A 20,151-nucleotide genomic window follows, 5' to 3' on the forward strand; every position below is an offset into this window, starting at 1 on the left:
ATCGTCTATATGAGCCTCCCGCCGCTTGCCGCCTTTCGCTTTTTCAACGTCGCAGCGCAAACCCAGAGCTTTGTCCGGGCAGCCGAGTTGCTGCACGTGACCCACGGCGCCGTCAGCCGCCAGGTGCGCTTGCTGGAAGAGGCGTTGGGGGTTGAGCTGTTCGAGCGGCGCAACCGGGCCATTTTTCTCAACCACGCCGGGCGTACGCTCTACAACGTCACGGGCCCGATGTTCGAGCAATTGCAAAGCACCGTTTACCGGTTGCAGCAGGAGTCGCGCGAAGACGTGCTGGTGTTGTCCTGCGAGCCGACCATCGCCATGAAATGGCTGATCCCGCGCCTGCCGGACTTTCACCAAAAGCACCCTCATTTGCAGGTCCAGTTGCTGGCAGCGGGCGGCCCCATCGATTTCACCCGGTCTGGCGCCGACTTGGCCATTCGGCGTGATGACTTTCACTGGGACGAGTCGGTGCACAGCGTGAAGATCTGTGACGAGTGGATCGGCCCTGTCTGCACAGCCGTCGCACGGCCGCCCGCTGACCTGCTCGACGGCGCGCGATTGCTGTACAGCAAGACGCGGCCCATGGCGTGGGACAACTGGCTGCGCTTGCAGAATCTGTCAGCGCGTGACGCCCTCAAGGCCGAGTACGAGCACTTCTACTTGTGCGTGCAGGCAGCAGCTGCGGGGCTGGGGATTGCCATGGCGTCGTTTCTTATGGTGCAGGACGAGCGGGAGTCGGGCCAGTTGCTGGCACCCTGGGGCTTTGTCCAGGACGGCTCGGGCTATTGCCTGTTATCACCGAGACCCTTCGACGAAAGCCCCAAATGCATCACGTTCCAGCAGTGGATTGCCAGGCAGGCGATGCTGAGTATCGAGCAGCTCAATCGCCAGGGCTGACGATGCCGAGCGCTCAAGCACTCATATGTGAAATCACCCCATTCAGGCCGACAGACAACTGGTGCAGATCCTCGCTCGCCACTTGCGTACGCTGCACGTTGCCCTCGTTGGTGGTCGCGATGGCGGTGATTTCCGTCAGGTTGCGCGAGATGTCTTCGGCCACCGACGTTTGTTCTTCGGCCGCTGTCGCAATCTGCCGATTCATGTCGCGAATCGCTTCGACCGCTGCAGTAATGCGCTCCAACGACTGGCCTGCCTGGGTGACCTGGTCCACGCTTTGCTGGCTGCGAGACTGACCACTTTCAATGGCGTTCGCCGCGTCGACAGCGCCGGTCTGCACTGAATTGATGATCTGGTGGATTTCAGCGGTGGAGGCTGCAGTGCGTTGTGCCAGGGTCCGCACTTCGTCCGCCACCACCGCGAACCCTCGTCCGGCATCGCCGGCGCGCGCCGCTTCGATGGCGGCGTTGAGTGCCAGCAGGTTGGTTTGCTCGGCAATGCCACGGATGACTTCCAGAACCTTGCCGATGCGGCCGCTGTCGCTTTCAAGGCGGCGGATCACCTCGGCGGTGTTGCGGATTTCATCGCGCATCGCGGTAATGGAGTGGATCGTTGCGCTCATGACCTTTCCTCCCTCCTGCGAGCTGCGGTCAGCCTCATCGGCAGCCTCTGCCGCCTGCACCGCGTGACGCGCCACTTCCAGCGCGGTCGCGGACATTTCAGTCATGGCCGTCGCCACCTGGTCGGTACGGTCGAACTGTTCGCGGGTGCCTTGCGCCATCAGCGCAGCGATGGCCTTCAGTTCGCTGCCGGCCGTGTCCAGATGGGTGGTGCTGGACTTAAGGCGCGTGAAAGTTTCAGAAAGAAAATCACGCAGCGTGTTAGCTGCCGTCGCCAGGCGTCCCAGTTCATCCTGGCGATCAACGCTGACGCGGTCACGAAAATGTCCCTCGCTCATTTGCGCGACGTAGTCGATGAGCAATCGAATGGGCCCGACAATGTTGCGATTGACCCTCCACAGGGCCAGCGCCCCGACCAGCAACGCGGAGGCCAGTATCACCAGGGCCCCCAGCAAGATGGTTTGTTTGGCGGCATTATCGATCAGCGCCGACTGGCTTTCACTCTGCTTGCGCAAACCGGTCACCAGCTCGTTCATCTGCTCGCTGGCGGCGCGGTCCACGCCCTGGACCGCCTTATCGCCGGTCACCGGATCGCCACCCGATGCGTTGAAGGCATCCAGTCCCTTGCGGTAGGCGACGCCCAGGTTACGGTGCTGGTCGCGTAGCCGGTCGATCTTTTCTTTCACCTGCGATTCAATGCCAGTCAGGGCGCTGAGTTGGCCAAGTGCGTCCTGCACACGCTGTTCCTGATCCTCGAACTGATTCCAGTACTTGTCTCGATCGGCAGGGTTCTTGCCGCGCAACAATACGTTTTTCCATTCTTGCACCTGAACCTTGAATTGCAGGTTGGCCTGGTCGATAAGTTGCGAGGCTTGCAACGGGCCTTCCACCAAGCCCCGGTAGGCCTGCACGCTATTGGAAAGGAAATGGAAGCAGGCCAGCGCGATCACAAGTATCAGCGCCAGGCTACCGCCGAGCAACGCGAGGATCTGAAATCGCAGGGATTTCGACATAAGACAATCTCACCAAAGGGAATGCGGCCGACGGCCGAACAGGTTTCAAAACTCGCCACATCCCTGTGCCGCCGCGCAGGGTAACCGCTGGGCGGAGACAGCCCATGTGATCGGCTGGGAAGTGGCGTTCTTGAGCGGTTTTTGAGGGGAGGGCGACGATCGGTATTTCGGGCTTGGCGCTGCACATTTGTGTGACAATTGATGGTTGGTCAGCGGGTGGTGAGATCGCCGCTGGCACTCATTCCTGGCAGGAGAAGTTCATCCCTATTGGCCAATCTGTTTCACTGCCCATGCTTCTCGAAGCGGCCCCGATGTAGGAGCGGGCTTGCCCGCGATGCAGGCAACACGGTCTTGATGCTTTCACCGCAGCCCACCGGTCACGCTGCTGGAATAAATTCCGGCAGCGTCGGTAGCCAACACGACTCCGTTCGCCGGTGTCACCAGTAGCCTATTTGCCGATCTTAACAACCGAGTCGGATTTAGGCCTTGGTACCGCCAAGGAGCCCGCGAACGGTTTCTTGAATATCTGCCGGAAGAACGACCATCTTGGCATTCGGGCTACCGGCAAGTCGTTCGATTGCGGTTATGTAGCGCTCGCCAAGAAGATACATCGCAGGGCCTGTTTCACTGCCGATTGCGTCCTTGACCATGGTGATCGATTTGGCCGAAGCCTCGGCCAGGTTGATCTGGGCCTGTGCGTCCAGCTTGGCAGACTCTTGCCGAGCCTCGGCTTCAAGGATGGCTGCCTGTTTTGCACCTTCGGCACGAGTCACTTCTGCCTTGCGTTCACGTTCTGCGGCTGCCTGGCGTTCCATTGCGCCCTGCATCGACTCGGACGGCTTGATGTCTTGAATCTCGACCGACCGAACAGTGATCCCCCAGTCTGTGGTCTGTTCCGACATGGCCTCACGCAATTCTGCCTTGATCCGATCGCGACTCGAAAGGGCTTCGTCCAGGTCCATTTTGCCCACGATTGCGCGAAGGGAGGTCATGGTCAGGCTCGAAACCGCGATTTCGTAGTCCTGCACACCGTAAGCCGCTTTCTGCGGATCGATGACTTTGGCGAAGCAGAGCGCATTCGCAAGAATCACGGCGTTGTCCCGGGTGATGATTTCCTGCTGTTGCACATCCAGGATCATGTCCTTGGTCGGCAATCGGTATGCAACAACGTCCATGTAGGGGATTACGATGTTGAGCCCGGGTTTGAGTGTTGTCTTGTAACGGCCAAGGCGCTCAACGATCCACTCCTGTCCTTGGGGAACGATGCGGACACCTTGCCAGATGGTGATGATGACAAACAGGACAAAGACGCTTGCGATAAATAGACCTGACATCTGTTCTTACTTCCTTATAAGTGGCCCGGCTTTGCCGGATCAAGCGTGATCAACACGTACAGTGTTGCCTTCGATGGATACGATGCGTACCCGTTCACCTGAACTGATTTCGGAATTGGAAACACAAACCCATTCCTCACTGCCCAGGATTGGTTTTTGGAATCGCACCCGGCCCTTCTGGAATTTGCCGACAGTGGCCGTCAGTAATCCGACCTCGCCAACGACCTCATCGGCCGTCCACCGATGGTCAGGCGTTCGGCGTTTGAAGACCTTGAACCAGAGAAATGCCATCAGAGAGGACAGCACTGCCCAACCCAGTAGTTGTGCAGTGGTCGAAAGCACCGGCCAGGTCCAGGAGAGCAGGCCAACAAGCACTGCTCCAATACCGAACCAGAGTACGAAAAAGGTTGCTGTGAAAATTTCTGACACGACCAGGGCCAAGCCGAGGGCGAGCCAGATCCACCATTGCATTTCCATTGGTGCTCCATTCATTTTGGGCTCAGGGTTTCGAAGTATCTGTGATGCATTGCTTCAAAGCACCCGATTCCGATGTTAGCCCTGCGCTGCAGTAGGTTCGCGGCCGAGGGCCGTTATCAACCTCAATTGGGTGCGCATGACGTTACCTCAACTTGACCAACGTGAACGCAATAGCTCCCCAGACCAAAATAATTCCCGATATCACGATCTTGATATTCAGAAGTCGCTTCAGGTGGGGAGGGAAATTTTTGATGTCAACAGGGTCCATCACACCTGCACGGATTCCCGGTCCCGGCCACGTCACCATTCCTGTTATCTTTGCGATCAGCATTATCCGTCCAAACCAGCCTTGATATCGCAGGCCCGCACTCCAAATAGCAATATGCTCACTATTTTTCAATGCTTTCAACATCGCATCCAAATGGCGACCCAAGTAAAGACTGTAAGCGAATGAAACAAGAATCAACAAAAATGGCCCGCCAACAAACATGATGGCGGCCCAAGGGGACCAAGCGTCAATCACCGTTGTTTGGCCTCATACAGTTTCTCCCCTAGGAACTCTCCTGCAACACCACCAGCAGTTGTGCCTATCCATGCGCCAGTTCCTACCACGGCAGCAACACAGACAACACCTCCGATCCCCGTGGTAACCCCAAGTGCCAAACAAATAGGACTGCTAGCCAAATAAGCCAGCTCTCCACCTCCATAGCCGGCTAAGGCTGACAATGCAAACTTCCCTCCTTCAGTAAACTTGATCTTCTCGCAGGCTTCATCAGATTCGGCATTACAAACCGCAGTGATAGCCGCTGCCATAGAAATGCCGCCGATACCAATGCCGACCCAGCCGCCCCACTGCATGTACTTGGCAGCACGGCTGATCGAATCCACATGCGTCGCATAACCCGGTATCTGTCCCGGTGCCCCGGCCTTGTCCCAATGATGCACCAGACTGCGGCTGGATATTCCGAGCGCTGTTTTTAACTTGGGGTGGTCGCCAAGCGTTGTATGTCCGCGCAGGCGAGTGGAATTCAGTAGATGTACATCCAGTTGGGACATCAGGCGCTTGCGCTCGGCGAAGAACTCCGCCGACTTGAGGTGGCCATGCCGGCGATAGCTGTCCTGATGCAGACGCTCCATAGCTTGCAGCGTATTGCGCAGGTTGGTCAGATGCTTTTCCATCACCGCCGCACCGACCCCAAGCCAGGTCGAGGTCTGACCGATAAAGGCGGCAATTTCAGCGCCGTGGCGGAACGTGAACTCGGCTTCCTCTGGTGTCAGCGGATCGAGAGCAGCCTTGACCTCTTGTGCGGCCTGCATCAGTTGCGCTTCCTGATAGGTGCAGGAGGTATTGTTCGGATCGCTCAGCACGATCATCGAGCCGGCTTTGATGTCGTTCAGATTGGGGTTGAGCAACTGAAACTTGTGCATCACCGCCGGGTCGCGCACTGTGAATAGCGAGGCCTCAAGCTGTTCACGCGTCATGCTCTTGGGCGCGATGTAGAAGCCAGGCTCCTGAGGCTCTACGCTGTTGAATACCACAGGAGTCGAGGGGCTCGAAGGCGCGAAACTGGAATGACGTGGCGCAGCCGAGGGATTGCTTGCGGCTGGGGTGGTCGGTTGAGCGGCTGTTCGGGTGGCTTGCGGTGCAGCGCTTCGGCTTGACTCGTAGGTGGACTTGAAGAGCGAGGGGATCAGTGTGGCTTTGCAGGGACAAGTGCTGATGCTGTCCAGTGTACCGGCAACGAGTCTTCCATGACTGTTGATGTAGGGCACCCCGCCAGAGATGACGTAGGTCTTTCCATCCTTCCCGCAGGTGACCCGATCGCCTTCGCGGGCATGGGCGATGCCGAACATCATCACGCGTGTGTCTGCTTCCTGAACCGTGCCGCCGCAGCTGGTTTTGTCGCCTTTGCGGATGAAGTGTCCCTTAGCCATTGAATTCCCTTTTTTATTGAGGTGCGCTCAAACGAGAGGGCGCGCACGCTTCTGCTGACGATGGATTGCCCGGACTCATACGTGAGTGGGAATCGAGCAAAGTGCCGAGCCAGAGAATTACCGAAAGGGAGTCGAGGAGATGCAGGAGTTTTCCCAAGCATTAATCAGAAAGGTCGGAAAACTTGTGGCGTACGATTTTTTCCGAATGCAGCAGCGCGGAGAATGATCACCAGCAAGCCAAGCCCCATTCGTGGGCACTCGGGAAGGCCTGCGGCAGATGCAGCCCATCGTTGGACTGCCATAGACGTTTTCGACTATGCCCCAATAATGTGGGAGCGGGCTTGCCCGCGATGCAGACGACGCGCTCCATCTGATTCACAAATATGGCCGGGCAACGATCTGCATACCGATTAATCCAACTCGCAGACGCACCCGGCCAAACCTGCTCGTTACAACTTGGCCTCAGGTCTAGCTTTCGAGTCCTTACCCTCAGCCCCATCTACCAACGCATCCTCGGCATTGATCCCGCCGCGCACGGCGAACAAGGGCTCATGACCTGCGTCGCAGGAGCCGAAGGGAGTGGTGACGGTTTTGAGGATGGTGCCGGCGGGTGGTGGATCCGGGACGATTTTCATCATAGCGACGTTCCTTGATTAGTGAAGTCGCCACGTACGTGACCAAACGATGGGTGGCGACTGTACGCAGGTTGGTCAACCGGGAATCAAGGAGCCCGGCCGTTCCTCGCCTGTTTTCGCCTTGCCTCATCGCCGCTCGGCGACTTTTCGTACAAACTCTAGACCGGGCTCAAGCCAGCAGCTCGGTGATCCACCGGGCCTGCCGGGCGATGTCCTGCACCTTCTCCTCGGGCACGGCCTGCCGCGCCCGGGCGAAGTTGGTCAGGGTCTGCTGCTTCTGGCGCAGCATGCGCTGCCACTTGACCAGGAACGCCGGGCTGCGTGCCTGCATCTGCAGCGGGCCGAAGTACAGCTCCTCGGCGGTGTACATCACCGGCCCGGCGCGCTCGGCGACGATGATTTCGTAGTCGAAGCGGTTTTCCCGCAGCACTTCCTCGCAGAGGATGCGGTAACCATTTTCCATCAGCCACTGGCGCAAAGGCTGCTCGCCGCCGTTGGGCTGCAGGATCAGGCGCTCCTGGCCGCTCAGACACGCCTTGCCGCTGTCGAGGATATCGCGGATCGTCTCGCCGCCCATGCCGCAGATGCTGATCGCCGTGATCCCGTCTCCCGGCTCGATCGCCGCCAGGCCATTGGCCAGGCGCACGGTGATCCGCAGGTCCTGGCCGTTCTCGCGCACGGTGCGTTCGGCCGAGCGAAACGGCGTCAATGCCACCTCGCCGGCCACCGCCGCCGCGATGGCGCCACGGCGCAGCAACGCCACCGGCAGGTAGCCGTGATCCGAGCCGATATCGGCCAGGCACGCCCCTGCTGGCACATGCGCCGCCACGCGCTCCAGGCGCATAGACAATGTCTGTTCGTTCAACTGCAGCCCCTTTTCACCACGAACGTCCGGCACCTTTGGCCGGACCGGGGCGCGATTCTGTCGAGCAACGCCGTGCATTTCAAATTTATGCGACCAGGGCCGTGGCTCGTTCACCCACCTCTGTTCATGGTGAGGAACACTCAAGCCGAGCCCTAATGCGCCGCCACATTGACCCGCGTCATGTGCAGTTTTTTGTAGCTGTCGATTAGGCGCAGGTGCCTATCGAGCCCCTCCAGTTTCATACTCGTAGGCGTTAAGCCGAAGAAGCGCATGCTGCCGTCCACTGACCCCATCACCGCGTCCATCCGCTGATTGCCAAACATCCGGCGGAAATTGACCTCGTAATCGCCCAGTTCCAGGTCGTCGTCCAGCAGCACCTCCAGCACCACATTCACGGCCTGATAAAACAATCCGCGCTCGACCGTGTTGTCGTTAAACTGCAGGAAAGTTTCCACCAGCTCTTTCGCCTGTTCAAATTGCTGCAAGGCGAGATAAATCAGCAGCTTCAACTCTAGAATCGTTAACTGACCCCAGGCCGTATTGTCGTCAAATTCGATGCCGATCAATGTGGTGATGTCGGTGTAGTCATCCAGCTCACTGTCTTCCAAACGCTCAACCAGTGCTTCCAGGCTGGCATCATCCAGGCGATGCAGATTCAAAATATCGGCCCGGAACAACAGCGCCTTGTTAGTGTTATCCCAGATCAGATCATCCACCAGATAAATTTCCGAATAATCCGGCACCAGAATGCGGCAGGCCGTTGCGCCTATGTGCTCATAAACCGCCATGTACACTTCTTTGCCCATGTCTTCGAGAATGCCGAACAATGTCGCGGCTTCCTCTTCATTAGAGTTTTCACCCTGACCAGAGAAATCCCACTCAACAAACTCGAAATCCGCCTTGGCACTGAAAAAGCGCCACGACACCACACCGCTGGAATCAATAAAGTGTTCAACAAAGTTATTCGGCTCAGTCACCGCATTACTTTCAAAGGTAGGCTGAGGTAAATCGTTCAGGCCTTCAAAACTGCGGCCCTGCAGCAGTTCCGTAAGACTGCGTTCCAGCGCCACCTCAAAGCTTGGGTGCGCCCCGAACGAGGCAAACACACCGCCGGTACGCGGGTTCATTAAGGTGACGCACATCACTGGGAACTCCCCGCCCAGCGACGCATCCTTCACCAGCACCGGAAAGCCTTGCTCTTCCAACCCCTGAATACCGGCCAGAACACCGGGGTATTTCGCCAGCACTTCGTGCGGCACATCAGGCAGTGCGATTTCACCTTCCAGAATTTCGCGTTTTACCGCGCGCTCGAAGATTTCCGACAGGCATTGCACCTGCGCTTCGGCCAGCGTATTACCGGCACTCATTCCATTGCTGAGGTACAGGTTTTCGATCAGGTTGGACGGGAAATACACCACCTCGCCGTCCGACTGGCGCACATAGGGCAGCGAGCAGATGCCGCGCTCTACATTGCCGGAGTTGGTGTCGTACAGATGTGAGCCACGTAACTCGCCATCGGGGTTGTAAATCTGCAGACAGTACTCGTCGAGAATTTCAGCCGGCAGCGCATCTTTGGGGCCAGGCTTGAACCAGCGCTCGTTCGGGTAATGCACGAACGCTGCGTTGGCGATGTCTTCTCCCCAAAACTGATCGTTGTAGAAAAAATTACAATTCAGTCGTTCGATAAATTCGCCCAACGCCGACGCCAACGCGCCTTCTTTGGTCGCTCCCTTACCATTGGTAAAACACATCGGCGAGTGCGCATCGCGGATATGCAGCGACCACACATTGGGAACAATATTGCGCCACGAAGCGATTTCAATCTTCATGCCCAGGTCCGCCAAAATGTCCGACATATTGGCGATGGTTTGCTCCAGCGGCAGATCCTTGCCCGCAATATAGGTGCTCGCGTCTGAAGCCGAATTGAGCATCAGCAACGCCTGGGCATCGGCATCCAGATTTTCCACCTCCTCAATCACAAACTCAGGCCCGGTTTGCACCACTTTTTTCACCGTACAACGGTCGATGGAACGCAAAATGCCCTGGCGGTCTTTGGCGGAAATACCCGCCGGCAACTCGACCTGAATCTTGAAAATCTGATTGTAGCGGTTTTCCGGATCAACAATGTTGTTCTGCGACAGGCGAATGTTATCGGTGGGAATATTGCGAGTTTCGCAGTACAACTTCACAAAGTAAGCCGCACACAAAGCCGATGAAGCCAGAAAGTAATCGAACGGACCAGGTGCCGAGCCATCGCCCTTATAGCGGATAGGTTGATCGGCCACCACCGTGAAGTCATCGAACTTGGCTTCAAGCCGAAGGTTGTCGAGAAAGTTGACCTTGATTTCCATGCGGGATTACCATAATAACGAGTAAAACGATTTGGCCGCTATTATCCGGTTTTTCAGCCGAAAGTCTTGTGCCTCATCAGGGGTCAGGTCCCGAAGCGCCGTATTCACCTTTTCCGCTGCCGCCATCAATTGCGCTTCTTCACGCATGCATTGCAGGTTGTTCGGATCGCTCAGCACGATCATCGAGCCGGCTTTGACGTCGTTCAGATTAGGGTTGAGCAACCGAAGCTTGTGCATCACCGCCGGGTCGCGCAGTTTGAACAGCGAAGCCTCAAGCTGTTCCCGCGTCATGCTCTTGGGGGCGATGTAGAATATCCCTTTTTATTGAGGTGCGCCCAAGCGAGACGCGCACGCTTCTGCCGACGATGGATTGCACCGACTCACGTGTGAACGGGAATCGAGCAAAGTGCCGAGTCAGAGAATTAACTCAAGGGAATCGAGGGTAAGCAGGACATTTCCCAAGCATCAGCCAGAAAGGTCGGAAAGCCTTGGCGTACGATTTTTTCCGAATGCTGCAGCGCCGAGAATGATACCCGGCAAGCTCCACTCGCAGGTGCTCGGTAATGCCTGCGGCAGCTACAGCCCATCATTGGTCTGGACGTTGAACGCGACCCCGTCGAACCGCTAACTAGCGAGCAGCCAGGCAAGATCCGCCAGCCGCTGTCGCCCGGTGCAACTGCGACATGACATTCCCCGCCGTAACCACTCCTGCAGGCGACATCGGGCAGCCGCTCGCGGCCAGCGCCTCTGCGACCCAGGTATTGCAGGTATAAAACAGCGAATAACTGCCCTCGGCCTGATAGAACCGGCTCTCGCCATACAGGCCAGGCCCGAGCGCTGCCAAGGTGCCCGTCGCTGAATGGGTGAAGGTCCCGGTCACGAATGCGAGCAGTCGCCGGTAGCCGTCCTCCGTCACCCGCACCTCGATGACCTCGCTTCCAGCGAAACGCCGCCTGGGGTCCCCGGCAATCTTGACCACATGCAGTACGCTTGCCGTCGACCCGAACAAAGCCCGCAGGGCGAGGCCCAAGGTTGCCTGTGGGGCCCGGTAAAAGGCCTCGTCACCCCAGCCGAACTCGACGAAGTCGCCGTCGCCGAACGCTTCGGCCAGTGCGGGAAGCACCTGAAGCAGATCGGGGCGCGCAATCGCCAACCCGGTATGCAGGCCATGATTCACTACATAGAGGGACCGCCAACCGCCGCCCTCAACCCTCGGCGGGGCCGTCGCGGTAGCGCAACCGAACAGCGTCAGGACCAGGGCCAGCACTACAATGCGCATACACAAGGGCTTGGAGGCTCGCTAACGAAACGTGGGAAAACCCCGGCAGGGGCGCTGTATACAAGCATAGAAGCTGGCTCGCGCGCCCAGGCAGGCATTCGTGGGCCGCACGGCCGGTTAGCCCGCACCTGAGCCAGGTCCCGAGCATTGCATCAGCTTGCCGACCTGAATCGCGATGGCGTTCTTGTTTGTTGCTGATGTGCGGATCCTGCCGGTCAAACGCGACTTTAACTATCCGCCAAAGCCGCGCCCAACCAAACCACTCTAAAACCTACCGCTTACAACCTGCTTTCAGGTTCATGTCGGGGGCTCATACCCTCAGCCCCATCCACTAACGCATCGACAATCGCCTTGGCCATCTCAATCGAATGCATCGTCGACCACATCAGGCCTTTCTCGTGAACCCCGGGGCATTCACTGGCTGCATAAGCCGTATCCGTCGCGCATCTGAGCAACAGCGAAGCATGCACTAACGCATCCTCGGCATTGATCCCGCCGCGCACGGCGAACAAGGGCTCATGGCCTGCGTCGCAGGAGCCGAAGGGGGTGGTGACGGTTTTGAGGATGGTGCCGGCGGGTGGTGGATCGGGGACGATCTTTATCATAGCGACGTTCCTTGATTAGTGAAGTCGCCACGTACGTGACCAAACGATGGGTGGCGACTGTACGCAGGTTGGTCAACCGGGAATCAAGGAACCCGGCAGGGCCGAAGCCCTCCCGCGCACAGCCGCCATAAAGCGTTGCAGCAGGCACAAAAAAACGCCGGCAATGCTTTTGGAGGCGTTTGTACGCCTTGATTTTCGCAGGTGACCAAACCTGATCGCTGAATTGGCAGCGACGGAGGGAAGGTTAGCGTGGTCGGGGGGAGGGTGCAACAGTCGATGAGTTGGCGCTGCGATGGTAGGGCTGATTTCCGACCTGCTCGATCAGTTTGCACAGGGTAGAAAACGGCCCTGGCTGTGTAAAAACGCGGGCACCGTCTTGAAGACTGCGTTGCTACGTAAAATCTGTCAGCGCTTGGTTGGGCGACTAGACCAAAAATTTGCGTAGAAACGCGATTTTCGCCCCGATCCTGACAGTCAAACCTGCTCTAAGACGTTTTTACACAGCCTCGACCCATAGCGGACATTCGTGACGTGCCCAACAAGAGGGCTGAGGTTCCGCCCGCCATTCAGGTGCAAAGTGGATCTTTGAGTGTTCGCACGACCTGGTCGTACATCGCATCCACGGCACGGGACCCCTTTGAATCGCGGCTGCGCATCAGGACGACTTCCACCACTGGAAGCTCGGGCAGCCCTTGTCGCCCGTCAAGCATTTTCAAGCTTGGCGGAAGACTGCATCGGGTGAGCACCGCTACCGCCATACCGCTCTCTGCCACAGCTAACTGACCGCCAACGTTAGGGCTGTTGTAAACGACCCGGTACTCACGTTGCTGGGCTGAAAGCGCTGCAAGGATCTCGGTGCGCAGGTGTCCGCCGAGTTCGTGCACGGCGATGGGCAGGGGATGGCGTTTCCACACCTCATGCTGCTCGGCCGCTCCCCACACCAGCGCTTCCCTGAACAGCAGCTCGCCCCGTGAAGGCGCATCACGCGTGACCAAAGCCAGATCGATTTCACCGCGGTCGACTTTTGCCCACAGCGCGGTGGACTCCTCGCACACCAGGGTTACCTCGACTTCGCTGAATCGGGCGGCAAAGCTGCGCAACACCGGCACAAGATAGGTCACCGCATAATCGTCCGGGACGCCGAAGGTCACTCGCCCTGAAAGCGTTCCGCCATGCATCGCGAGCACCAGCGTCGAATGGGACTCCAGCACCTTGCGGGCGTGGCCGAGCAGATCATAGCCAGCAGGGGTCAGGGAAAGCTGCCTGGGCTCACGATTGAGCAAGGGACGGCCAATGCTGTCCTCCAGCTTCTTCAGCTGCATGCTCACCGCTGACTGGGAGCGTGAGACTTGTCTCGCCGCGGCTGTCATAGAGCCCGTATCGACAACCGCCACGAAGGTCCGCAGCCAGTCGATCTGCAAATCCCTGGAGTGCATCGCCGGTTCCTGCCATTCGTAAATCGAATGCGCCTTATAACACTTATTCGCTTTTCTGGATTCAATTCAAACCCGCAAAATGCTGCCCAGATTGCAGCACGCCGTGACAAAGAGAGGAGGCGACGTTTTGTTGAGTATTGATAAAAGCTCGGTCGAGCTGGATTTGAGCGAGGTATGGGGTGGCTTCAAACAGCTCTTGCCCATTTCCTTGTTCGTAGTGGTCTTCGGGGTGGCCTTCGGTCTTGCTGCCGCACAGACGGGGCTGGACGATGCGTCGACCCTGCTCATGAGTACCTTGGTGTTTGCCGGCGCGGCGCAGTTTGCCGTTCTTGATCTGTGGGGGGAGCACGTCCCGATTGTTCCGCTGATCATCACGGTGTTTGCGATCAATGCCCGGCATCTTTTGATGGGGGCGACCTTGTATCCCTGGCTACGCGATCTTCCACGGGCCAAGCGCTACGGTGTGATGATGGTGGTATCGGACGCCAACTGGGCGATGTCGATGCAGGCATTCAATAGCGGCAAGCCGGGTATGGGCCTGCTATTGGGCGGCGGCATTGCCTTGTGGTCGGCATGGGCATTGGGCAGTTGGCTGGGCCTGTATTTTGGCAGCGCGATCCAGGACCCGGTGAGCCTGGGCCTGGACATGGTGATGGGCTGCTTCCTGCTGGCGATGGTAATCGGGGGGCAAAAGAACCTGCGCATGCTGATCATCTGGACCGTGGCGGCCGGCTCGTCGCTGTTGGCGTATTGGTACCTGCCTGAAAACAGTCATGTCGTCGTCGGGGCATTGGCGGGCGGCCTTCTGGGTGCTGTGTGGACGGAGAAGAAAATTGAGCATTGAAAGCGCAGGCTTCGGCACATTCGTCATCATCCTGATCATGGCAGTGGTCACCCTGGCCACGCGATGGGGTGGTGTTTTCGTGATGTCCTTCGTCCCCATCAACTACCGGGTGCAGCAGTTCATCAGCGCCATGTCCGGTTCGGTGCTGGTGGCCCTTTTGGCGCCCTTGGCGGTCGCTGGTGACAACGGCGCGCGGCTCGCCTTGCTGACTACGGGGAGCGTGATGCTGCTGCTCAGGAAACCCCTGCCGGCGATCGCGGCTGGGTTAGTAGTAGCGGCCTTGTTCAGGCAGCTCTGAGTTGTCCTGTAACATGCAATACCCTTCCAATCACCCACGAGCCTGAAAAATGGATCTTCACTCAATTCTCGCTTTTACTCTGGTTGCAGCGATTGCCATCGCCAGTCCGGGTCCTGCTACCTTGATGGCGATTAACAACAGTCTGGCCTATGGGCCGCGCTACGCACTGTGGTCCTCCCTGGGCAATGCCTGCGGACTGTTCTGCCTGTCGGCAGCTGCCATGCTGGGGCTGGGTGCCTTGCTCGCCAGCTCTGAATGGTTGTTCAACGCCGTGAAGATCATGGGCGCCGGCTATCTGTTCTACCTGGGTGCCAAGCAGTTGTTCAAAAAGAGCCCGATGCTCGCGGACGATGTTCGAGCTGATCGGAATGAGAGCAGGCCATCACGTTCAAAACTGTACAAATCAGCCTTCCTGACAGCGGCCACCAACCCCAAGGCGACGATGTTTTTCACTGCTCTGTTCCCACAATTCATCGACCAGAGCGCAGCACTGCTACCGCAGTTTCTTCTCCTCACGTCGATATTCATGGCGTTGTCGTTGGTTTCATTGAGCCTGTATGCCGCGCTTGCCTCCCGGGCCAAAGGCATGCTGACACGGCCCGAGTTTTCTCTGTGGGTCAGTAGGCTCGTGGGGTCGACTTTCATCTTCTTCGGTGCGGCCATCCTCACTATGCGCCGACAGGTCGCTTAAGTGACGATAGCGAACCTCCATGAGTGACCGATATCGATCCAATGTCCCGTAGTGAGCGTCCGCTTTTGGCCCAGGCTGTGTAAAAACGTTTTAGAGCAGGTTTGACTGTCAGGATCGGGGCGAAAATCGCGTTTCTACGCAAATTTTTGGTCTGTCGCCCAACCAATCGCTGACAGATTTTACGTAGCAACGCAGTCTTCAAGACGGTGTCCGCGTTTTTACACAGCCTGGGCCGAAAGCAGAAGTCGAATGCTGGTCCTAGTCTCCCCATTGTTCCAGCCATCAGCCTATATCTGCTAGCCTAGCCTCCTTTGATCCAGCCGCAGTACAGCCAAGCCAGTCCCCACCCCCCGGAACCTCCACCCATGCCAATGTCATCCCTCGACCCCCTGGACCTGGACATCGTCCGCGAACTGCAGGAAGACGGTCGTCGTGCCTTCCGCGAGGTGGCGCGCAATTTGTCGGTGCCTGAAGCCACCATCCGCACCCGCGTCAAGCGCATGCAGGATCACGGCATCCTGCAGATCCTGGCCTTCACCAACCCCGCCAAGCTTGGCGATGCGAAGCTGGCGTTGATGTTCGTCAATGTGGCGCCGCAGGATCACGAGCGGGTGGTGGATACGCTTGGGCGTTGGTCGGAGGTGAGTTACCTGTCTACAACCATGGGCACGGCTGATATTTGCGTGCAGGTGTTGTGTAGCGATAACGACAGTTTGTGGAAGCTCAAGCAGCGGATGCGCAGCCTGCCGGGAGTGGAGGAGGTGCGGATGATGCAGGAGGTGAAGGTGCACAAGATTCGGTTCACTATTCCGGGGGGGGAGGTGGAGCTTTAACCTGCGAGTCTGGAACTCTTGGGCTCTGCGGTTTGCGACTCTGCGACCGCTTTGGTCGGGCGCGACTCCGAGTCGATCGCGGGCAAGCCCGCTCCTACATCGGGTCGGTGTGCCTCGGTGGGCGTAGCCGCTGCCGCCAGGCTGCGCTGGAGTCCCGCAGGGGCTCCTCTGGCGGTCTTGAGATCTTGCGCCCGCTAACGCGCGCGAGCGCAGCCTTTGGCAGCGGCTACATCTATGGTCACCCCCCGTCATCCGCGTTCGTTGGGTGACCTTTTTGCGTACTTACCTATTTGCGACGTCGTCCGCACCCTTTGTTGAGGCGTGGCTGTCTGCCTGTTTGCCTCTCTAACCCTCATTCTTGACCCCTTGCGTGCCTTGCGCGCTGGCTTGGTGCGTCTGCACCACATTTTCACAATGCGTATCTATTAACGACTAATGCTGCGCATTGCGCAATTACATCGTAAAAAAATAGTGCGTATGCGCAAAAACAGTGGTTATTATTGACCCATCGCAAGCTGTAACAAAAAATAAGCGAGAGGGTGGTAGCCATGAACGAGAACAAAAACGGCCTTGAGCCGGCTCCAGGCTTTGAGAAGACGATTCGCTGGTGGGACGGTGTTGCCATCACCCTCAGCTTGCCCGCGGCGTTGTTTGTCGGGCTGGGTTATTCGATGGGTGCCATCGGCGCCTGGGCGGCGATTGCGTTGTGGGCGGTGATTGCGGCGGTGGCGGCGTTGCATAACTGGGTGTATTCGGAAATGGGCGCGATGTTCAGCCACAAGTCCGGTGGTATCGCGCTGTATGCAAACGAGGCCTGGAGCAAGCGCTTTCCGGCGCTGGGGCCTCTTGCGACGTACGCTTACTGGTTTGCCTGGGCGACGGCGCCGGCGATCTGGGGGCTGGCGGTTTCGCAGATTCTTACTGAGCAGTTCTGGCCGAACGCGGCTTATACGCTGGACCTGGGTGTGATTACGCTGGATTTGCCGCAGCTGATTGCCCTGGGTGTGGCGTTGCTGTCGTGGGCGCTGAGCATGATCGAGCTGCGGTTTACCATGATTCTTATCACCCTTGCCGGGGTGTTGTTGATGGTGCCGGTGGTGATTTTTGGCAGTGGTTCTTTTGTCTCGCATTTGTGGAGCACTTCTTCCTTTACCTGGCGCATTGGTGAGGGGGTGGAAGGGCTGCGCACGGTGCTGGCCTGGTTGTTTGTGATGGCGTGGTCGGCGTATGCGGTGGAGGCGGCGGCTTCATTCATTCCTGAGTACCGGGACACGGTGCGTGATACGCGCAAGGCGTTGCGGGTGTCGGCGTTGATTCTGTTGCTGGTGTTTACCCTGACGCCGTTGGGGCTGGCTGGGCTGCTGGGTGAGCAGGGGCTGGCGGAGCATCCGAACGGGTTCTTGCAGGCGGGGATTGTGGCGTTGCTCGGTGGTGGCGCGGCGGTGATTACGATTGTGTTGATTGCCGGGATTCTGGTGCTGTCGGTGATGGGGACGGCGGATGCGGCGCGGGCCTTGTATCAGAGTTCGCGGGATGGGCTGACGGTGCGGCAGTTTGGGGTGCTGAACCGTAGTGGCGTGCCGGCGCGGGCGGTGACGGTGCAGTTGGCGATCAATGTGGCGTTGGTGCTGTTTGTGGGGAATGCGTTGGCGGTGATTGTGGCGGGCAACGTGGGGTATGTGTTGGCGCATTTGTTGGCGGTGGCGGGGTTTGTGGTGTTGCGCAAGGATCGGCCGGAGGCGGCTCGGCCGATTCGGTTGCCGCGGCGGTGGGTTGCGATTGCTGGCGGGTTGGCGGTTTTTGATGGGGCGATTTTGGTGGTGGGGGCGACGAGTTCTTCGATTACCGGGTATGGCGGGTACAAGGAGGTTGGGATTGCCATTGCGGTGTTGGGAGTTTCGCAGGTGATGTACCGGTTGCGGCGGTGGCAGGATCGGGGGTTGCCCGCGGTCGGTGGGGTAGAGGTGCAGAAGGGAATGCATTCGTGAGGTTGGTGGTGGTTTGAGGATTTTGCGCCTGCGGTGCAGGCGAGCGTCGCAGCGGCGCACCGAGCCTTCGGCAGCGGCTACAGGTGACCGTCGAACGGCTCCTGAATTGATTCAACGCAGATCTTAAGGAACACCCATGAACACTGAAAATTTGTTTGGCCTTAAATGGCCAGATCGGCGGCCTGTTGCCGTTTCATTGACCTTTGACGTGGATGCCGAGGCGGGTTTTTTGGGCGATAGCCCCACGTTTGCCCGGCGTTTGACCAGTTTGTCGGAAGGGCGGTTCAGCGTTAAGCGCGGGGTGCCGCGGATTCTGGAGTTGCTCGGGCGCCATGGCATCAAGGGTTCATTTTTTGTGCCGGGTCATACCGTTGAACAGCATCCGGGGTTGATCGACCAGCTGTTGCAGCAGGGGCATGAAGTGGGTCATCACGGGCACATGCATCTGCGCAGCGACAAGGTGTCGGAACAGCAGCAGGTCGAGGAGATGGAGCGAGGTCTTGCGGCGTTGATCAAGGCTGGTGCGCCGAAGCCTGCGGGGTATCGCTCGTCGTCCTGGGAGTTGACCCCGGAGACCTTCGACCTGGTCATCAAGCATGGCTTCAAGTACGACTCCAGCTGCATGGGCGACGACCGCCCCTATATCGAAACCTGCAACGGCCAGTCGATCCTCGAACTGCCGGTGCACTGGTCGCTGGATGACTGGCCGATGTTCGGCTGGAGCATCGACAACGGCGGCAATTTCACGCACCCGCGCACCCTGACCGATGTGTGGCTGGCCGAGTACGAATCGGCCCGCCGCGACGGGCGCCACACCACCTTCACCATGCACCCGGAAGTGATCGGCCGCGCTGCGCGTTTCGAGCAGCTGGAGCGTTTTGTCGAGCGCCTGGTCAGCGATGGCGATGTGTGGTTTGCGCGCCTGGATGAAGTGGCCCGGCATGTGGGCCCGCACCTGGAGAAAGCAAGATGAGTTATGTGTTCCGTTCCACCGTGACCGACCCACGCGGCCGTGGCCGCGAGTTCGGTGAGTGCCACGCGGCGCAGATCCGTGCTTCGGTCGAGGCCTACCGTGGCCTGTTCGAGCGCAGTGCTGGCGGGCCAGTGGATATGTTGGGCCTGGGCGGCAAGGCCCTGGTGGAGATCGCCGCGTTTGCCGCGCCGCTGCATGAAGAAATCCTCGGCATGGCCGAAGGCGCGGGGTTGGATGCGCGGGAAATCGGCGCGATCAATGCGCGTACCGAGATCCTGGCCTTTCTCGGCGCCAAGTTGCGCGGCGAATGCTCGACCGTGGTTCACGTCGACCCGGCGCGCCCTGCGCCCATCGCCGTGCAGACCTGGGACTGGTACTCGCAGTTCGAAAACCAGTGGCTGGTGTGGGAGATTCCCCATGCCGATGGCCGCCTGACCACCACCGTCACCGAGTACGGCATCGTCGGCAAGATCGGCGTGAATAACCGTGGCCTGGGGGTGCATTTCAATATCCTCCATCACTTCAGCGACGGCCTGCGCATTGGTGTGCCGGTGCACGTGGCCTCGCGCTGGATGCTCGACAGCCAGAGCGACATCAACGATGCCCTGCAACTGTTCGCGGCCACCGATTTCTCGGCCTCGAGCTCGTTGACGGTGCTCACCTCCAAGGGCGGCGAAGGCGCTGCGCTGTCGGTGGAGATTTATCCCGAAGGGCCGGCCTTTGTCTTCCCGGGAGCCGATGGCTTGCTGGTGCATACCAATCATTTTCTCGATGCCACGGCCAGCCAGGGCGACACGGAGTGGAGTGTCTATCCGGACACGCTGCTGCGCCATGACCTGCTGACCCGGCGCCTGGCCAACCGTCGCGACCTGACGCCGGCCAAGGTGATCAGCGCGATGAACAGCCACCTCGGCAGCACAGGCGCCGTGTGCTGCCACCCCGACCCGAACAGCTCGGCCGACCAGTACCAGACCCTGGTGACGGTGGTCATCGATGTCGCGGCCGGTTCTCTGCAAGCCCTGGCGGGCGGGCCATGCGTCCACGTCGCGGGCATTTCCGAACAGTCACATTCTTAAG

20 protein-coding genes are annotated in these 20,151 nt (G+C 58.8%); 8 read left to right on the forward strand and 12 right to left on the reverse strand.

The window, feature by feature from the left end:
- Positions 1 to 9: 9 nt before the first annotated feature.
- Complete coding sequence (locus tag NVV94_RS08835; RefSeq protein WP_258446812.1) at positions 10 to 897, forward strand: LysR substrate-binding domain-containing protein; 888 nt, start codon at positions 10 to 12, stop codon at positions 895 to 897.
- A 13-nt stretch (positions 898 to 910) separates the two neighbouring features.
- On the opposite strand, the gene NVV94_RS08840 is transcribed toward NVV94_RS08835, so the two are convergent.
- The 12 genes from NVV94_RS08840 to NVV94_RS08895 form a co-directional block, all read right to left on the reverse strand.
- Complete coding sequence (locus NVV94_RS08840; protein WP_258446813.1) at positions 911 to 2,530, reverse strand: methyl-accepting chemotaxis protein; 1,620 nt, start codon at positions 2,528 to 2,530, stop codon at positions 911 to 913.
- 479 nt (positions 2,531 to 3,009) lie between these two features.
- A complete protein-coding gene (locus NVV94_RS08845; RefSeq protein ID WP_258446814.1) occupies positions 3,010 to 3,864 on the reverse strand; it encodes an SPFH domain-containing protein in 855 nt (284 codons plus the stop codon).
- A 39-nt stretch (positions 3,865 to 3,903) separates the two neighbouring features.
- The gene (locus tag NVV94_RS08850) at positions 3,904 to 4,341 is read right to left on the reverse strand and encodes an NfeD family protein (protein WP_258446815.1); all 438 of its coding nucleotides are present in this window, start codon (positions 4,339 to 4,341) and stop codon (positions 3,904 to 3,906) included.
- Between the two features lie 142 nt (positions 4,342 to 4,483).
- On the reverse strand, positions 4,484 to 4,864 hold the full coding sequence (locus tag NVV94_RS08855; RefSeq protein WP_258446816.1) for a hypothetical protein: 381 nt from the start codon (positions 4,862 to 4,864) through the stop codon (positions 4,484 to 4,486).
- Entirely contained in the window at positions 4,861 to 6,276 is a 1,416-nt protein-coding gene (locus NVV94_RS08860; RefSeq protein ID WP_258446817.1) for a PAAR domain-containing protein, read from the reverse strand. The genes NVV94_RS08855 and NVV94_RS08860 overlap by 4 nt, the downstream gene beginning before the upstream one ends.
- Positions 6,277 to 6,725: 449 nt before the next feature.
- Positions 6,726 to 6,914 carry a hypothetical protein gene (locus NVV94_RS08865; RefSeq protein WP_258447849.1) on the reverse strand — a complete coding sequence of 63 codons (189 nt, stop codon included), beginning with the start codon at positions 6,912 to 6,914 and terminating at the stop codon, positions 6,726 to 6,728.
- A gap of 166 nt (positions 6,915 to 7,080) precedes the next feature.
- Positions 7,081 to 7,776, reverse strand: coding sequence for a tRNA (adenine(22)-N(1))-methyltransferase TrmK (locus NVV94_RS08870; protein WP_309304282.1), 696 nt, complete (start codon positions 7,774 to 7,776; stop codon positions 7,081 to 7,083).
- Positions 7,777 to 7,928: 152 nt separating this feature from the next.
- Complete coding sequence (locus NVV94_RS08875) at positions 7,929 to 10,127, reverse strand: OsmC domain/YcaO domain-containing protein (protein ID WP_258446819.1); 2,199 nt, start codon at positions 10,125 to 10,127, stop codon at positions 7,929 to 7,931.
- A gap of 6 nt (positions 10,128 to 10,133) precedes the next feature.
- The gene (locus NVV94_RS08880; RefSeq protein WP_309304283.1) at positions 10,134 to 10,418 is read right to left on the reverse strand and encodes a hypothetical protein; all 285 of its coding nucleotides are present in this window, start codon (positions 10,416 to 10,418) and stop codon (positions 10,134 to 10,136) included.
- Positions 10,419 to 10,755: 337 nt separating this feature from the next.
- On the reverse strand, positions 10,756 to 11,406 hold the full coding sequence (locus NVV94_RS08885) for a DUF2459 domain-containing protein (protein ID WP_258446820.1): 651 nt from the start codon (positions 11,404 to 11,406) through the stop codon (positions 10,756 to 10,758).
- 278 nt (positions 11,407 to 11,684) lie between these two features.
- Positions 11,685 to 12,011: a DUF3077 domain-containing protein gene (locus NVV94_RS08890; protein ID WP_258446821.1), complete on the reverse strand. Its 327-nt coding sequence runs from the start codon at positions 12,009 to 12,011 to the stop codon at positions 11,685 to 11,687.
- A 566-nt stretch (positions 12,012 to 12,577) separates the two neighbouring features.
- A complete protein-coding gene (locus tag NVV94_RS08895; RefSeq protein WP_258446822.1) occupies positions 12,578 to 13,447 on the reverse strand; it encodes a LysR family transcriptional regulator in 870 nt (289 codons plus the stop codon).
- A 127-nt stretch (positions 13,448 to 13,574) separates the two neighbouring features.
- Between NVV94_RS08895 and NVV94_RS08900 the strand changes: the two genes are divergently transcribed.
- The 7 genes from NVV94_RS08900 (at position 13,575) to NVV94_RS08930 (ending at position 20,150) form a co-directional block, all read left to right on the forward strand.
- Positions 13,575 to 14,291: an AzlC family ABC transporter permease gene (locus NVV94_RS08900; protein WP_258446823.1), complete on the forward strand. Its 717-nt coding sequence runs from the start codon at positions 13,575 to 13,577 to the stop codon at positions 14,289 to 14,291.
- On the forward strand, positions 14,281 to 14,589 hold the full coding sequence (locus NVV94_RS08905; RefSeq protein ID WP_258446824.1) for an AzlD family protein: 309 nt from the start codon (positions 14,281 to 14,283) through the stop codon (positions 14,587 to 14,589). Before NVV94_RS08900 ends, NVV94_RS08905 begins: the two co-directional genes overlap by 11 nt.
- A gap of 49 nt (positions 14,590 to 14,638) precedes the next feature.
- A complete protein-coding gene (locus tag NVV94_RS08910; RefSeq protein WP_258446825.1) occupies positions 14,639 to 15,280 on the forward strand; it encodes a LysE family translocator in 642 nt (213 codons plus the stop codon).
- Positions 15,281 to 15,645: 365 nt separating this feature from the next.
- On the forward strand, positions 15,646 to 16,113 hold the full coding sequence (locus NVV94_RS08915; protein WP_258446826.1) for an Lrp/AsnC family transcriptional regulator: 468 nt from the start codon (positions 15,646 to 15,648) through the stop codon (positions 16,111 to 16,113).
- A 548-nt stretch (positions 16,114 to 16,661) separates the two neighbouring features.
- Positions 16,662 to 18,101 (forward strand): APC family permease, encoded by a 1,440-nt coding sequence (locus NVV94_RS08920; protein ID WP_258446827.1) that lies wholly within the window; start codon positions 16,662 to 16,664, stop codon positions 18,099 to 18,101.
- Positions 18,102 to 18,237: 136 nt separating this feature from the next.
- A complete protein-coding gene (locus NVV94_RS08925) occupies positions 18,238 to 19,074 on the forward strand; it encodes a polysaccharide deacetylase (RefSeq protein WP_258446828.1) in 837 nt (278 codons plus the stop codon).
- Positions 19,071 to 20,150, forward strand: coding sequence for a C45 family peptidase (locus NVV94_RS08930; RefSeq protein WP_258446829.1), 1,080 nt, complete (start codon positions 19,071 to 19,073; stop codon positions 20,148 to 20,150). The genes NVV94_RS08925 and NVV94_RS08930 overlap by 4 nt, the downstream gene beginning before the upstream one ends.
- Position 20,151: the final 1 nt, after the last annotated feature.

This window comes from Pseudomonas sp. LS1212, from assembly GCF_024741815.1.
Lineage (GTDB): Bacteria > Pseudomonadota > Gammaproteobacteria > Pseudomonadales > Pseudomonadaceae > Aquipseudomonas.

What these genes read in the sequence shown, in the direction of transcription:
- NVV94_RS08885 (WP_258446820.1), bottom strand. Translation starts at nt 11,406, where the DNA reads ATGCGCATTGTAGTGCTGGCCCTGGTCCTGACGCTGTTCGGTTGCGCT.
- NVV94_RS08920 (WP_258446827.1), top strand. Translation starts at nt 16,662, where the DNA reads ATGAACGAGAACAAAAACGGCCTTGAGCCGGCTCCAGGCTTTGAGAAG.
- NVV94_RS08845 (WP_258446814.1), bottom strand. Translation starts at nt 3,864, where the DNA reads ATGTCAGGTCTATTTATCGCAAGCGTCTTTGTCCTGTTTGTCATCATC.
- NVV94_RS08890 (WP_258446821.1), bottom strand. Translation starts at nt 12,011, where the DNA reads ATGATAAAGATCGTCCCCGATCCACCACCCGCCGGCACCATCCTCAAA.
- NVV94_RS08865 (WP_258447849.1), bottom strand. Translation starts at nt 6,914, where the DNA reads ATGATGAAAATCGTCCCGGATCCACCACCCGCCGGCACCATCCTCAAA.
- NVV94_RS08835 (WP_258446812.1), top strand. Translation starts at nt 10, where the DNA reads ATGAGCCTCCCGCCGCTTGCCGCCTTTCGCTTTTTCAACGTCGCAGCG.
- NVV94_RS08860 (WP_258446817.1), bottom strand. Translation starts at nt 6,276, where the DNA reads ATGGCTAAGGGACACTTCATCCGCAAAGGCGACAAAACCAGCTGCGGC.
- NVV94_RS08880 (WP_309304283.1), bottom strand. Translation starts at nt 10,418, where the DNA reads ATGACGCGGGAACAGCTTGAGGCTTCGCTGTTCAAACTGCGCGACCCG.
- NVV94_RS08895 (WP_258446822.1), bottom strand. Translation starts at nt 13,447, where the DNA reads ATGCACTCCAGGGATTTGCAGATCGACTGGCTGCGGACCTTCGTGGCG.
- NVV94_RS08910 (WP_258446825.1), top strand. Translation starts at nt 14,639, where the DNA reads ATGGATCTTCACTCAATTCTCGCTTTTACTCTGGTTGCAGCGATTGCC.
- NVV94_RS08875 (WP_258446819.1), bottom strand. Translation starts at nt 10,127, where the DNA reads ATGGAAATCAAGGTCAACTTTCTCGACAACCTTCGGCTTGAAGCCAAG.
- NVV94_RS08840 (WP_258446813.1), bottom strand. Translation starts at nt 2,530, where the DNA reads ATGTCGAAATCCCTGCGATTTCAGATCCTCGCGTTGCTCGGCGGTAGC.
- NVV94_RS08915 (WP_258446826.1), top strand. Translation starts at nt 15,646, where the DNA reads ATGCCAATGTCATCCCTCGACCCCCTGGACCTGGACATCGTCCGCGAA.
- NVV94_RS08850 (WP_258446815.1), bottom strand. Translation starts at nt 4,341, where the DNA reads ATGGAAATGCAATGGTGGATCTGGCTCGCCCTCGGCTTGGCCCTGGTC.
- NVV94_RS08930 (WP_258446829.1), top strand. Translation starts at nt 19,071, where the DNA reads ATGAGTTATGTGTTCCGTTCCACCGTGACCGACCCACGCGGCCGTGGC.
- NVV94_RS08925 (WP_258446828.1), top strand. Translation starts at nt 18,238, where the DNA reads ATGAACACTGAAAATTTGTTTGGCCTTAAATGGCCAGATCGGCGGCCT.